Below are 13,434 nucleotides of genomic sequence, written 5' to 3'. Positions count from 1 at the left end.
GCACAGGCTAATACCTTTTTACCCTCATAGGTTATCTCTCCAAGTGTTGGATAAAAATAGCAAAAATAGTCTTCGTAGCCTCCTTTGTATCTACTCATTTCAAACTTTGGGTCTAACTTCCTAAGGCTTTCCAAGATAAGACCCATAAAGTTTTTATAGACCTTTGTAAAGCTCCAACCCCAATCCTTCCTAAGCCCTGCGTAGGAAAAGGACAAGTCCCAGCCATGAAGAAGAGCACCTCCTCCCGTAGGTCTCCTTACCACCGGAAGAGATATGTTAGGCTCTCTTTGTGAATATCCTATGCTTATGGTCAGCTCTTGCCATTGGTAAAGTCTGAAAGTAGGTTTTCCAGTGCTTTCCGCAAGTAGGAGGTTTTCCCAGTCCCTTTGCATGTTTTCTACACCCTTGAGGGCTTCAACATAAGATAAATCATAGCTTTTTTGAGTTTCCATGCTTAATATTTTAAAGTTATGCGTTTTATACAAAAGTTCCTGGGCAGAAGAGAGAAGGAAGAGGACAGGGCTTTTAGTATTATGACCCCTAAGGGAAAGCTCACGCTAAATCCTGAGGATTTTCTTGAAAAGGACCCAGATGCACGCATAGAGGAGTTCTGGGTAGATGCTATGGACGTGTCCGAGGATGGGTATTGGCTTCTTGTAGGCAGAAGGCATGGGCTTTTACAGCTCTACGACTGGAAGGGTAAGATCCATAGGCTACCCTCAAGACCACCCGCACAGGTAATCACCGACGCCCTCTTTAGGGGAAGATACCTTGCACTTATAACACCACCTTACTTGGTAGTTTACCTTCTTGAAGATGCAAGAAACCCTCAGACATGGAAAAGTTTTAGGACTACACAAGAAGGCATAAGAGCATCTGTGGGTCTTGACCTTTATGGAAATCTCCTTGCCTACGGTGTTGTAGGGGATAGGGTGTATGTGATAGATATCTCTGGAGGTTTTGGCTCAGAAGGTTTAGACTTTAGAAGCACTTTCTCTTACTCAGAAGCCCAGATAGGAGAGCTAAGGTCTTTGAAGTTTATAGGAAGTGGGAAATTACTTTTGTCTGGCACAAGGGGTGTAGCCCTCTATGACCTTGGGGGAAAGCTCCTTAGAAGGTTAGACCACGCATCAGGCAAGGCGGTCCTACCACTAAGGGATAGGCTAATTCTTGGGGAAGGAAACCACCTCTATGTCTACGACCTACAGCTTGAAGGACTCCTTCATAGTATTACAACACCCATAAACATATCTCAAATTGACCTATCACCGGATGGTGATTTTCTGTTTCTTGCGGATGCGGAAGAAAACAGAATGGGGCTTGTGTATCTTCCTAACCTTGAGTTTATTCAGAGCTTTGAGGGTTTTGGCTACTCCGTGGTAAGGGTATCTCCCGACGGAACTATATACACCTGCACCTATAAGGATGAAGACGACAAAAGACTTTATAGCCTTAGAGCTATAACCACGAACTTGACAGACTTTGTATACGACAAGGACCGGCAGGCTCAAATCGTTAAGAGAGCGGAAGAGGAGCTAAAGGCTCTAAAGAACAAACTTAAAAGGACAAGCAACTTTTCAGAGCATCAGGAAATTGAAGAATACAGAAGGCTACTTTCTATGGACTTACCCATAAGAAAGCTCAGAGAGATAATATTTGAGGCACAGCTCCACATAGAGGAAGCTAAGTTTAACGCCTTCTTAAAAAACTTAGAGGACAAGATAAGAGAAGGTAAGGCAGATGCGGAAGACCTAAGAAGCTTAGAGTCAAAGCTCAAGTTAGAAGAAGGAGAGAGAGCTCAGAGGCTAAGAGAGCTAAAGGAAAGCCTTGAAAACTACTTTCAGACAGCTCTGCGGGAGCACTTAGAAAGAGTAAGAAAGGCTATAAGTGAAGTTGAAAGCGGAGACTTGAGGGACTTTGAAGCTCTTGAAGAGGTCAAAAGGGCAAGAGAGTTTATAAACAAACTTCCCAGCTCCCTAAGTCAACAGGCACAAGGTGAGCTTCTAAAGGTTTTTCATGAAAGGTTGCTACAAGATAGGCTAAGCAGATACAGGATAAAATTTGAAGACTCAAGGGTTATCTTCGGTTCGGAAGACTTTCCCAGGTTTTCTGGAGAGGTAAGAAGGCTAAAGTGGAGGATAAGGGTAGAAGAAAGACTGCCTATAGGAGATAGGATATTTGCCAAAATAGCCTTTGAAAGAGAGGATGGCTTACTGGTAGAACCTAAAAGATACCCAAACCTAATTCCACAGGAAGAGTTAAGAGCATTGCCACTATGGATTAGGAGATATCTGAGACATTTAAATGGTCTCTTTTCATACGAACCTTCAAGACTTCCCCTCTTTGTATCTTACGAAGAGACACCATGGTTTGTGAAGAACTTAGAAAAGTTTACCTCCCTAATAAAGGAACAGCTCAAGTATTCTGAGGGCATTCTCATACTTGAAGGAGACGCAGGCGTAGGAAAAAACTTCTTAGTGGAGGTATTTTCAGCTCTCACCAACAGACCTCTATACATCATACCCTGCAACTCAAAGATGGAGAAGGAAGACATTACCTTTGTATACGAATTTGACCCAAGAAGAGGCACAAGAAGAGTATACTCAGACCTCGTAAAGGCACTTCAAACACCAGGTGCGGTCATATACTTTGACGAGATAAATACCCTACCCGCAGGAATGGTAAAACTTTTTAACCCGCTTTTTGACTACAGAAGATATCTTACCCTACCAACAGGCGAGGTCATAAGGGCACACAAAGAAGTTATTCTTGTAGGTGGTATGAACCCTCAGAATTACTTGGGAGTATCAGAGCTTCCACAGGATATCAAGTCAAGGGCGGACATAATTTTTATAGATTATCCTCCTTTTGAGGACGATAGAGGTATATACCACCCCGACGAGGCAATAATACTCAAAGACCACGTTAGGGAGCTTTCGCACCTTTCCCTTGAGGAGTTTGTCTATCTTTGGCATTCAGTGATAAATGGTCTAAAGACCACACCTATAAAGGACCAAGAGAAGCTTGAAGGCAGTGTATGGAAGATTTTTGAGCTCCTCAAAATCGCCAACAGCATAAGAAAAGCATACAGAGCCTATCAGACTCAGCAATCTGAAGAGCCTGTAGATTTTGTTTTTTCCATAAGGGATACAATAAGATGTGCCAGAAGACTTGACAAATACACAAAGGTCAAGGAATTGGTTTTAGATACCATACTTCCAAAGGTAAGCTCCCCCCTTGAGAGAGAAATAATAAAGAGTATAGTGGAAAGAGTATAATAAAAGTTAATGGCAAAGAGGTTAATAGTTTTGTCTTCAGATGAACTAATACTTTCTTTTCTCATAGATGGTGACACAACTTACAAAATAAGTGCGGAACGGAGAGGAGGATATAGACTTTTGGATAGCATTTTCAAAGGTAAGGTCAAGAGGCTCGCAAAGGGCATGGAAGGTGTATTTGTGGATATAGGTATTGGTAGAGATGCCTTTCTACCCCTAAAGGGAGAAAGCTATAGAGTGGGAGACAGTGTTATAGTGCAAGTGGCGAGGGAGCCAGAAGGTGAGAAGGGAGCAAAGCTGACCACAAACATAAAGTTAGTGGGTAAATATCTGGTATATTTTCCCAAGGGAAAGGATATAAAATGTTCCAGCAAAGTGCAATCGGAAAGGAGGGAAAGCCTATGCAAACTTTTGGAAGGAGATATAGGAGAGGAGGGTGTAATAATTAGAAGCTCTGCGGTCCATGCAGACCCAGAGGACATAAAAAGGGAACTGCAAAAGCTAAGAGAACAATGGCAATGGGTTCAGAAAAGAGCAAAAGCCCTAAGGAAACCGCAGATTATCCTTGAGGAATACCCGAGTTATATAAGGCTTATAAGAGACTATTGGCAGGAAATAGAGGAAGTGGTCTCCGACGATACTATAATATGGAACGATATAGCCTCTTTTCTGGAGGAGTTTGAACCAAGCATCCTTAGAAAGAACCTCTACCTCAAAGACCCATCCAGTTATATACAAAGATACCAGCTCCACGAAGCTCTCAGAAGTATATTTAATAAGGTGGTTTGGCTCAAGAGTGGAGGATACATAGTCATAGAGGAAACGGAAGCCTTTACCATAATAGATGTTAACAGCGGAGATCCCTTAGGTTCCTGTCATGAAGAGAACGCACTCAAGACAAACCTTGAAGCAGTAAAGGAAATAGTTAGACAGATAATACTAAGAGACATAGGTGGTATAATTCTTATAGACTTCATAGACATGAAGAAACAGGAAAACAAAAACCTTATAATAAACAGCATGCTTTCAAGTTTTGGTAAGGAAGCCTGCGGTGTTACTATATATGGCTTTACTAAATTGGGTATTTTGGAAATGTCAAGGAAAAAAACTGGTAGAAGCGTAACCAAGATGTTATCGGAAGTCTGTCCCGTATGCTCTGGTAAGGGCTATATAAAAAGCTCCGCTCTTCTTATGCTTGAGCTTGAGAAAGACATCCCTATATACTCTCGGGGTAATCTTGAACTGCAGGTGCACCCTATAAGATATGAGTCTGTAAACAAGAAATTGAAAGAAAGAGGTTTTGTAAATGTGCAAGTAAGTGCCGATGAGGACGTCAATATAAACAGTTATATAATAAGCCATGCGTAGGCTATTAGCGCTTTTACTTATATTTTTAGTGAGTTGTGCAAAGATGACTGAAGAGAAGAGGGAAAAACTCGCAATAGAAAACTACTCTCAAGGCATGTCCGCTTATGCCAGAAAAGACTACAAGGAAGCTATAAGAAAGCTCTCTGAAGCCCTAAAATACTTGGAAAACCTCACACCAGAGCAGATAAAATCCGCTAAGTATACCATAGGTGAAAGCTATTATCTGAGAAAGGATTACATAAACGCCATAGTTTACCTCGAAGACTATCTTTTTTATTATCCAGAAAGCCCAGAAGCAGAAAGAGCTTACTTCATGGTAGTAGATAGTTACATGAAGGTGGCACCCGATGCCTATAGAGACCAAAGCTACACCCTAAAAGCCATAGACAAGGCAAAGGAGTTTCTTAGTAAATACCCAAACAGTCCTTACGCAGATAAAGTCAGGGAGCTTATAAACAACGCCCAAACAAAAATTGCAAAGCATGAATACCTAATAGGTAGGTTCTATGAGGATTTCGGTTATTACTACTCCGCCTCGTTGAGATACAGGAACCTTCTCATAAACTTCCCAGAGCAGATTCCAGAAGCGGAACTTCTATACAGGTATATAAAATCTCTGCTACTTGTAAGGGAACAAGCAAAGAGACAGGAATCAAAATATAGAAAATGGATAGAGTCTGCAAAAAGGGAGCTAAGGTCTGCCAAATCCGAAGAGGACAGAAGAGCCATCCAAAACAGAATTGACTTCTTAAATAGAGAAATAGAAAGATGGAAAAACCTTGCAGAGATGAGTAGGCAGGAAGGCTTAAGATTGCTTGAGAAATATGCGCAAGTATATGGAGAAAATCATTACTATAGAGAACTTAAAAGGTATGCAGGACAGTAAGGAGCTATTAAAAACTATTAAAAATCTATTAGAAGGGAAAAAGGCAGAGGATGTGGTAGTATTGGACGTTTCCAAACAAACGAACATATCCGATTACTTTATAATAGCGACAGCTAACTCTGCGGTGCATGCAAGGTCCCTTCTAAAGCATCTTGAGGAAGAACTTGAAAAAATTGGTGTAAAACCAGACCATGTGGAGGGGGCTGAAGAGGCTAATTGGATACTCATAGACTTTATTGATATAATAGTCCATATATTTCAGAAAGAATGGAGAGAATACTATGACCTTGAGTGGCTTTACTCCAACGCGGAGAGGGTAAGTTTATGAGCGTAATAAAGTTTCTTGTCTTTATAGTCTTCCTTACAGCCTTTCTTCTTTTTATAGCTCAAAATGCGGGATATGTGGAAATCCATTTCTTTCATATGACCTACAACGTGCCTTTGTTTGTGCTTTTGCTTTTCACCTTTGCCTTTGGCTTTTTATTGCCTTCCTTTTACCTTCTTATAAGGATTACCATACTAAAAAGACAGCTTCATGGAATAGAGGAAGGGTTAAGGGAGCTTTCAAGAGGTTACTTGAATAAGGCGGAACGACTGCTTCTTTCTGTAGGTAGAGTTGTTGAGCCAGTAAGGTCCCTTGTGGCAAAGGCAATTCACGAACAAGGAAGGCTTGAAGACCTTAAGAATTTCAACAGTACAACCTCAGCCATTGTGGGTGAGATTATGCTAAAGGAAGGAAACCTGCAGGAAGCGGAAAAGAAATTCAATCAGACACTCTTACAAGATAAAGAAAACCTAAGGGCTATAAAGGGACTTAGAGATCTTTATGCTATTTCAGAAAGCTGGGAAAAAGCTTTAGAGTATCAAGAAAAAGTTCTTCAGCTATGTGAAAAATGGGAAAGGGAAAAGCAAAAGACTATTAAGGCGGAAATAATGGCTATGGTTTACCTTAAAAAGGGAGAGGAAAGGCTTATAGAAAAAGCCTTTGACTTAAACCCGTCGCCCTTTGTTTACTCAGTTTACATAAAACACCTTCTTTCTCAAGATAGGATAAAAGATGCCAGAAAAGTTTGGGAAAAGGCTGTATCTATGGGATATCAAGAAGAAGTGCTTTGGAACCTTCTGGAAGACGAAAAGGCTCTTACAAAACTGCTTGACGACATTGATGCAAAAGCCGAATCCATAGACCCGAATATTCTCTGCATGGTATACCTTCATCTTAACTTAATTAGCAAGGCAAAAGCCTTAGAGGAAAGACTTACAAATCCTTTTAAGGCTCTTCTTTATAGTTCTCAATCTCACAAGGAGCAAGATAAGTATTGTCTGTTTGGAATAAGGGAACTTCTTAAACCCTTTGTCTGTTCTTGTGGTAAAGCTTATAATACATATAAGCCCATATGCGTAAAGTGCATAAGGTGGGGAGAAATCAAGCTTAGGAGGGAAATAAATGCTGGTGGACCTTGAGCGAAAAACCATAAGATTAAAGGTGGTTTACTACGGCGTAGCCCAATCTGGCAAAACAACGAACCTTGAAAAGCTCTCAGAAATGGAAGGTCTTAGTCTAATGAAGCTGGATACACAAGAAGAAAAAACCCTTGTCTTTGACTTTGCTACAAAAAAGGTGAAGGTTGGAGACCTTACCCTTTCCTTTGCATTATACGCAGTGCCTGGTCAAGACATATATAAAGATATAAGGCTTACGGTTCTTAGGGGTGTTGATGGAATAGTGTTTGTTGTGGACTCTCAAAGGGAAAGGTTAAAGGAAAACATAAACTTTTATAGTCTTTTGAAGGCAGACCTGCTTCGCGTTGGCAAGGACCCTTCAAGTGTTCCTGTTGTTATCCAGTATAACAAGCTTGACCTGCCAAACGCTATGGACTGTAGGGAGATGGAAAAGGCTATAAACATTGATAACCATCCTTCTGTTTGTGCAATTGCCATAAAGGGTGAGGGTGTGTTGGAAACCTTTAATGTTCTGGAAAACTATCTAATATCAAAGGTAGAAAGGATGTTATTATGATTTCCGGATATTTGAATTCAAAGCAAGATCTTGTGGACCTTCTCAATGGATGTCTTTCTAACAGAGTAGGAACTCTTGACCTTTTTCTTGGTGTAAGGGTTGTATCCTTATACATAGATAAAGGGCTAATAAAAGGTTTTAGGCTCGGTGATAGTGAGGAAGTAAATACACAAAACAAAAGGTCTACACTTCTTTATCACCTTTCTGAGTTCATGGAAGACGCAAAAGCCTTTTTCACCTTTAGAGAGGGTAAGAAAGAGAAGTTTTTTGAACTTAAAGAGCCTTTCTTCGTAGAAGAGCTTGTGCTCCAGCTTCAGTTAGTTCACAGTGAGTTGAAATCCCTTATGGAAAGGGTTATAACACCCATGGCTGTGGTTAAAGTTATAAAAAATTTTGGGCAAGCTGAGTTCTATAACGGTAAAAGCGTATATCAAATACTTGTAAATTCAAATACTAGCTTAGTTGAAGAGCTAAGGAGACTAAAGTCTCTTTTTTCTGGCGGTTATTTGGATATAGATCAGTTCTATAGTCCTGAACCTCTAAAGGAAAAGGTAAAGATAGAATATCTCGTAAAGGAAATTGAAGCAGAAAAGGTAAACTTCATAACACTTTTAGAAAGTTGTCATTTTAATAATTCTAATGGCATTATCCAGATAATAGGTGAAAATTTTGAGTTTGAACTATATTACAAAAAGGGTAAACTGTTTGCAGTTTATCCTTGTAATTCAGAAATCTTTGACTTTTTCCTAGCACCAAAGAATAATTCTGTGCTAAATGTAATAGAGGTAAGTGAAAATATCATTGACCTGTTAACGCTGAAACATTCTGAAGAAAGGGTGGTAAATAGCTTATCTGGTTCCTTTTTGGAATTAGGAAAGGCACTTGTAGGTATGGGTATTGAGGCAAAGACCGGTATGATAACCATCTACTCAGAGGGGTTTAAGAATTACATAATATACAGAGATGGGCATCTTATTGGCATTGTAGAAGATGGTTTAAAGGGCTTAAGGCTTGTGAAAAGCTTACCAGTTGATAGGGTAGAGTGGATAGATATTGCTATATACCAACCAATGGAAAATATACAGCACGTGATACATCAATTCTTAATTAATACCATATACGGTATAATTCTTAAATATGCGGGACACCTTAACCATATAATACTCTCTCATTTAGCATCTTCAGACCTCCTTAAGTATAACGAAGGAGTTATAGTTTATAGAAGAAAACCAAAAGATGAAAGAGAAGTCCTTGATTTTCTTCAATTTCTTCTTGACTTTAGTTACAGGATGCTTGGTAATAATAGGTTAGAAAGGGAGCTAGAAATATCCTTGCAACCTTATAGGGATATATTAAAAATTCTAAAGGTTGAAGAATATCTAAAGCTCCCCGGGTATGAGGGTTTTGCTCGTTGAGGATGACCAACACCTTGGCAAACTTCTTTTGGATGGCTTAAGCCGTGAGGGATATGAGGTTGATTGGGTAAGAGACGGCTATTCCGCAGTAAATCGTATATTGGAAGAGGACTATGACCTTGTGCTTCTTGATATTATGCTTCCTAAGATGGATGGAATAAAGGTCTGTAAGAGGATAAGGGAAGTAAAGGATATACCCATAATTATGCTAACTGCCAAGGGGCAGATTGAGGACAAGGTGGAGGGGCTTTCTGCGGGAGCGGACGACTACATAACAAAACCCTTTTCCTTTAAGGAGCTTTTGGCGAGAATCGGTGCAGTCCTTAGAAGATATAAAAAGGAAGGACCAGACACTTTAAAGGTGGGCGAGTTGGAGCTTAAGTTAAAGTCCTTTGAAGTATACTACAGAGGTAAAAGGATACCCATGACCCAAAGAGAGTTCAAACTCCTAAGACTACTCGCGGAAAGGGTAAACACTGCAGTAAGCAGAGAGGAAATATACTCAAAGGTGTGGGGCTATTCTTATGGAGAAGCTTCAAACGTGGTAGATGTTTACATAAAAAACATAAGGACAAAGTTAGAGGATAAGGAGCACAAGCTAATAAAGACAGTTAGAGGCTATGGGTATATGATGGTAGAAGAGGATGTCGGTAAGGCTTAAGGCTATACTGCTCTTTCTTGGTTTATACTTAGGTAGTGTAGTCTTATTGTCTTTTCTAAGCCTATTGGTAATAAGGTCAACACTTTATAAGTACACGCTTCATTACATGGAGTATCAGGTCAATCCTCTTTTGGACTTTTATAAAAACTATTACAAAAATCCAGACTATTATGCGAAGTTGTTGGCGGAAGACGTAGTTTCAAGAGAAATAGCCAGCATACTTGTAGACGTAGAGGGAAGGGTAGTTAAAATGGAGAGCTTTCTTGATGGAGAAATGCCAGAAGTAAAAGTTCAAGATATACAAAACATGATAAAAGTGCATAAAGGAATAGGTGAAAAATATGCTTTTATGGTAAAAAGGGTGGGAGATTATCATCTTATACTACTTGGAAAACTGGATAGCATAAGGGAGGTGGAAAGACAGATAGTATTCTTCACCACCTTAGTTTTAACTGCCATTTCATTACCTGCTTCTCTTTTTGCCTTTTACTTTATAAACACACTGTTAAGACCCTTAGCTTATCTTACAGAAGTCTCAAAACGTATTTCAAAGGGGGAACTTGATGTGGAAATTAGAAGAAGTAGTAGAAAGGACGAGTTTGGTCTTCTTGAAGAAGCTTACGCAAGTATGGTAGAGAGACTTAAAGGAATAATACTTTGGCAAAGGGAATTTATAAGAAACGTGGCTCATGCACTAAAGACCCCTCTCACTTACATAAAGGGACAAGCGGAACTCTTGCAGAGAAACAAATATACGGAAGAGGAGCTAAAGGAAGTGTATCGTAATATACAGCTTCAGGCAGAAAAAATGGGAAAGTTAATAAATCAGCTTACTACCATAATGAGGCTTGAGTCTCAAGTTCCTTTAAAGGTAGAAGAGGTAAGTCTAAATCAGATCTTTGCAGAGCTTGAAGAGGAGTATGAGTTCATCAGAGGACGCAGGAAATTTGTCATAGAGTATCTTGACGAGGATGTGGTTCTTTACGTGGACAAGGAATACTTTAAGATGGCTCTTAGAAATCTAATAGAAAACGCATACAAATACACAGAAGAAGGACAAGAGATAAGGCTCTATTTTAAAGACCACTGTGTGGTGGTTGAAGATAGAGGTATTGGCATGGAGCATCCGGAAAGGGCAGGAGAGCTCTTCTATAGAGAAGCGGTAGACAAGGAAGGCTCAGGTCTTGGACTTTATATAGTTAAACTCATAGCCCAAAGAAGTGGTATGAGTATGAAAGTGGAAAGCCAAAAGGGGGTTGGCACAAGGGTGAGCCTGTGCTATAATTTTAAATTATGAGAAAATTAACAATTCTTATGGTTCTACTGTTTTTGTTTGCTACATCTTGCAAGAAACAGCATGAGTTTTATGGTCATCTATACGACCAGCCAGCTTACAACTTTGAGCTTATAGACCATGATGGAAAAAGGGTAAAGCTTTCTGACTTTACAAACCAGAAAAAGATAGTGCTTCTATTTTTTGGATACACTCACTGCCCTGATGTCTGCCCTATGGCACTTGAGACCATGGCAAAGGTTATGGAAAGCCTTACGCCGGAAGAGGCAAAAAGAGTCCAAGTGCTTTTCATAAGCGTGGACCCAGAAAGGGACACACCTGAGGTGTTAAAGGGTTATGTTCCTTATTTCAATCCTACTTTCATAGGACTAACAGGGACTGAGAAGGAAATAGAAAAGACCGCAAAGGAATACAAAGCCTACTATAAAAAGGTAGAAGGCGAATCTGCTGGTGGATACCTTATAGACCACACTGCAACCATCTATCTGATCACGCCCGATATGAAAATTAAGCTTCTTTATACACCTGCAAAGCAAGAGCCGGAAAAGATGGCGGAGGATATAAAATTCCTATTGAAGAACTCATAGTAGAACTCTTTTACAGAAACCGCTTTGAACTCTCCAAGGAACAGGTAGAGAAATTCAAGATTTATCTACAAGAACTAAAAAGATGGAACAAGGTGCACAACCTTACCGCTATAGAGGATGAAAGAGAAATAATCCTGAGACATTTTGTGGATTCGCTGACCGTTAGCTTGTGTTTAAGAGAAAAAGCTATACAGATAGATGGTCTTTCTGTGTGTGATGTGGGGAGTGGAGCTGGTTTTCCGGGAGTGCCTCTTAAGATATACTACGGGGATAAGATAGACTTGACTTTGATAGAAGCGGTAGCAAAAAAGTGTTCCTTTTTGGAATATCTCAAGGTAAAACTCGGAATTGAATATAGAGTGCTATGCAAGGAAGCTCAAAAAGTTCAAGAAAACTTTGACCTTGTGGTTTGCAGAGCCCTTGGAAAAACTGAAAAGATACTACCTCTGCTCCAAAGGCTTTCCAATAGATACATAGTGGTTATGAGGGGTGCAGAACCTTTTGAGGGATACGACCACTGCAAGATAGAGCTCACAGACATTAGGAGCTACATCCTTTTTCTTGCAAAAACAAGATAGCCTGTATGGGCGGTCATAGTGTCCTGAGGTCTAAGGCGATCTGGGTTAGGCTTATAGGGTCTGTGAAGTATCTCTAAAACTTCCACATTGCAGAAAAGGTTTTCCATTGACTTAAGGAGGTTGCTTACTTGGTTTGTTGTAGGAAGGATAGTGGCAAAGGGTGCACCATACTTTAAAACTTTCCAAACCTTTTGTATATATAAGGTTGGTTCTTTCACATCTACAAAAACCGCATCAAAGAAGTTATCTTCCAACTCTGCGGACATAAAGTCAAGGTTTTCAAGCTTTACATTCTTGCAAAGACCAAACCTTTCCCAATTCTTTTTTGCAAGCTTATAAAACTCTTCCCTTACTTCATAAGCCCAGACCTCACCTACCAACTGAGAAAAAACCGCAGTGGATGCACCACTTCCTACACCAAACTCAAGAAGCCTTTTATCCTTTGAAAGTCCAAGTTTAAAAGCTATATAGAAGCTGTCCTTTGGGTATACTATCTGAGTTTTTCTCTGAAAGCCGAGCAGGATTATATCTTCAAGAGTAGGTCTGAGGACATAAAAGCCATTAACGGAATATCCTGGCTCTCTTCCCACTATATCTTCAAACCTTATTACCTTCTCCTTGTAGTTTAGGCTAAAATCTTTTGTTAGTGCCTTGAGGTACCTTCTATCTTCGCAAACCAACAATATATAATCTCCTTCTCTAAAATTCATCTTAGCTCCAGTATAGCCCTTCCAAGGTTGTAGGATGCAATAGAGTATTTTAGAGCATATTCGTAGTCTCCAACCCTGTAGTTTTCTCTGGCAACTTGGTAAAAAAGAAGCTGGTATGCGTATATCTGAGGGTATTTCCTTGAGTATTTTGCGGTTTCGTTTAGAAGAAGGGAAGCCCTTCTTAGTCTTTTGCTGGCTACTACTTTGTCCTTTCCAAAGCTTTCTGGAAACTTTATGTTTTCAAGAGCCTGCAGTATGTTGTCTGCAGACCTTCCTGCCTTTTTATCTCCCTTCTCACAGAACACGTTTATGAGCTTTTCCGCCTCTCGCATAAGGTCCTCGTATATCATATCTTCCTTTAAGGCAAGGTATCTCACTTTAAGAAGCGGACAATCTTGTGCATATGCGTGGAATATAAAGAAAAGGATAAGCAACCATATCACAATAGAGTTATTATAATAACGCATATTACGCTTAACGACAAAAAGAAAAGAAAGCTCTCTATGTGATGGCTGGCATAGACACAGCTTCTGGGTAAATGTTTTCAATGACCCTAAGGCAGAAGCTAAGAGGTTTATAGACAGTCTCTTGACAAAAGGTCTATAGGATTAGAATATTTAAGTTTAGGCAAGGGTAT

Annotated in this window: 14 protein-coding genes; 11 read left to right on the top strand and 3 right to left on the bottom strand. The window is 39.9% G+C overall.

Features of this window, described 5'->3' with window-relative positions:
• A partial coding sequence (locus WKI49_06500; protein MEJ7622136.1) for a lipoate--protein ligase occupies positions 1-452 on the bottom strand: 452 nt, incomplete at its 3' end.
• Between the two features lie 18 nt (positions 453-470).
• Between WKI49_06500 and WKI49_06495 the strand changes: the two genes are divergently transcribed.
• From WKI49_06495 to rsmG, 11 genes are read left to right on the top strand one after another with little or no spacing between them, the layout of a single operon-like run.
• Positions 471-3,278 (top strand): AAA family ATPase, encoded by a 2,808-nt coding sequence (locus WKI49_06495; protein ID MEJ7622135.1) that lies wholly within the window; start codon positions 471-473, stop codon positions 3,276-3,278.
• A 9-nt stretch (positions 3,279-3,287) separates the two neighbouring features.
• Complete coding sequence (locus WKI49_06490; protein ID MEJ7622134.1) at positions 3,288-4,646, top strand: Rne/Rng family ribonuclease; 1,359 nt, start codon at positions 3,288-3,290, stop codon at positions 4,644-4,646.
• A complete protein-coding gene (gene bamD / locus WKI49_06485; GenBank protein MEJ7622133.1) occupies positions 4,639-5,532 on the top strand; it encodes an outer membrane protein assembly factor BamD in 894 nt (297 codons plus the stop codon). Before WKI49_06490 ends, bamD begins: the two co-directional genes overlap by 8 nt.
• Entirely contained in the window at positions 5,519-5,860 is a 342-nt protein-coding gene (rsfS, locus tag WKI49_06480) for a ribosome silencing factor (protein ID MEJ7622132.1), read from the top strand. Before bamD ends, rsfS begins: the two co-directional genes overlap by 14 nt.
• A complete protein-coding gene (locus WKI49_06475) occupies positions 5,857-6,996 on the top strand; it encodes a lipopolysaccharide assembly protein LapA domain-containing protein (protein MEJ7622131.1) in 1,140 nt (379 codons plus the stop codon). Before rsfS ends, WKI49_06475 begins: the two co-directional genes overlap by 4 nt.
• Positions 6,980-7,552: an ADP-ribosylation factor-like protein gene (locus WKI49_06470; protein MEJ7622130.1), complete on the top strand. Its 573-nt coding sequence runs from the start codon at positions 6,980-6,982 to the stop codon at positions 7,550-7,552. Before WKI49_06475 ends, WKI49_06470 begins: the two co-directional genes overlap by 17 nt.
• Entirely contained in the window at positions 7,549-8,967 is a 1,419-nt protein-coding gene (locus WKI49_06465) for a hypothetical protein (protein ID MEJ7622129.1), read from the top strand. The genes WKI49_06470 and WKI49_06465 overlap by 4 nt, the downstream gene beginning before the upstream one ends.
• Positions 8,948-9,628, top strand: a complete 681-nt coding sequence (locus tag WKI49_06460) for a response regulator transcription factor (protein ID MEJ7622128.1) — start codon at positions 8,948-8,950, stop codon at positions 9,626-9,628. Before WKI49_06465 ends, WKI49_06460 begins: the two co-directional genes overlap by 20 nt.
• Positions 9,612-10,925: a HAMP domain-containing sensor histidine kinase gene (locus tag WKI49_06455; GenBank protein MEJ7622127.1), complete on the top strand. Its 1,314-nt coding sequence runs from the start codon at positions 9,612-9,614 to the stop codon at positions 10,923-10,925. The genes WKI49_06460 and WKI49_06455 overlap by 17 nt, the downstream gene beginning before the upstream one ends.
• Positions 10,922-11,509: an SCO family protein gene (locus WKI49_06450; GenBank protein ID MEJ7622126.1), complete on the top strand. Its 588-nt coding sequence runs from the start codon at positions 10,922-10,924 to the stop codon at positions 11,507-11,509. The genes WKI49_06455 and WKI49_06450 overlap by 4 nt, the downstream gene beginning before the upstream one ends.
• Positions 11,488-12,087 (top strand): 16S rRNA (guanine(527)-N(7))-methyltransferase RsmG, encoded by a 600-nt coding sequence (gene rsmG, locus WKI49_06445; GenBank protein ID MEJ7622125.1) that lies wholly within the window; start codon positions 11,488-11,490, stop codon positions 12,085-12,087. Before WKI49_06450 ends, rsmG begins: the two co-directional genes overlap by 22 nt.
• Here the strand turns inward: rsmG and WKI49_06440 are convergent.
• Together WKI49_06440 and WKI49_06435 are read right to left on the bottom strand one after the other, a co-directional pair.
• Entirely contained in the window at positions 12,057-12,797 is a 741-nt protein-coding gene (locus tag WKI49_06440; protein MEJ7622124.1) for a tRNA (adenine-N1)-methyltransferase, read from the bottom strand. The two genes, rsmG and WKI49_06440, sit on opposite strands and share 31 nt — an antisense overlap.
• Positions 12,794-13,240, bottom strand: a complete 447-nt coding sequence (locus tag WKI49_06435) for a hypothetical protein (GenBank protein MEJ7622123.1) — start codon at positions 13,238-13,240, stop codon at positions 12,794-12,796. Before WKI49_06435 ends, WKI49_06440 begins: the two co-directional genes overlap by 4 nt.
• Positions 13,241-13,434: the final 194 nt, after the last annotated feature.

The organism is Aquificaceae bacterium (genome assembly GCA_037722135.1).
Classification (GTDB): domain Bacteria; phylum Aquificota; class Aquificia; order Aquificales; family Aquificaceae; genus Pampinifervens; species Pampinifervens sericum.
This window is presented reverse-complemented; position numbering and strand designations above follow the sequence as displayed.

Bases quoted from the DNA above. Each gene is read 5' to 3' on its own strand.
- WKI49_06495 (MEJ7622135.1), top strand. From the start codon at position 471: ATGCGTTTTATACAAAAGTTCCTGGGCAGAAGAGAGAAGGAAGAGGAC.
- WKI49_06490 (MEJ7622134.1), top strand. From the start codon at position 3,288: ATGGCAAAGAGGTTAATAGTTTTGTCTTCAGATGAACTAATACTTTCT.
- bamD (MEJ7622133.1), top strand. From the start codon at position 4,639: ATGCGTAGGCTATTAGCGCTTTTACTTATATTTTTAGTGAGTTGTGCA.
- rsfS (MEJ7622132.1), top strand. From the start codon at position 5,519: ATGCAGGACAGTAAGGAGCTATTAAAAACTATTAAAAATCTATTAGAA.
- WKI49_06475 (MEJ7622131.1), top strand. From the start codon at position 5,857: ATGAGCGTAATAAAGTTTCTTGTCTTTATAGTCTTCCTTACAGCCTTT.
- WKI49_06470 (MEJ7622130.1), top strand. From the start codon at position 6,980: ATGCTGGTGGACCTTGAGCGAAAAACCATAAGATTAAAGGTGGTTTAC.
- WKI49_06465 (MEJ7622129.1), top strand. From the start codon at position 7,549: ATGATTTCCGGATATTTGAATTCAAAGCAAGATCTTGTGGACCTTCTC.
- WKI49_06460 (MEJ7622128.1), top strand. From the start codon at position 8,948: ATGAGGGTTTTGCTCGTTGAGGATGACCAACACCTTGGCAAACTTCTT.
- WKI49_06455 (MEJ7622127.1), top strand. From the start codon at position 9,612: ATGTCGGTAAGGCTTAAGGCTATACTGCTCTTTCTTGGTTTATACTTA.
- WKI49_06450 (MEJ7622126.1), top strand. From the start codon at position 10,922: ATGAGAAAATTAACAATTCTTATGGTTCTACTGTTTTTGTTTGCTACA.
- WKI49_06440 (MEJ7622124.1), bottom strand. From the start codon at position 12,797: ATGAATTTTAGAGAAGGAGATTATATATTGTTGGTTTGCGAAGATAGA.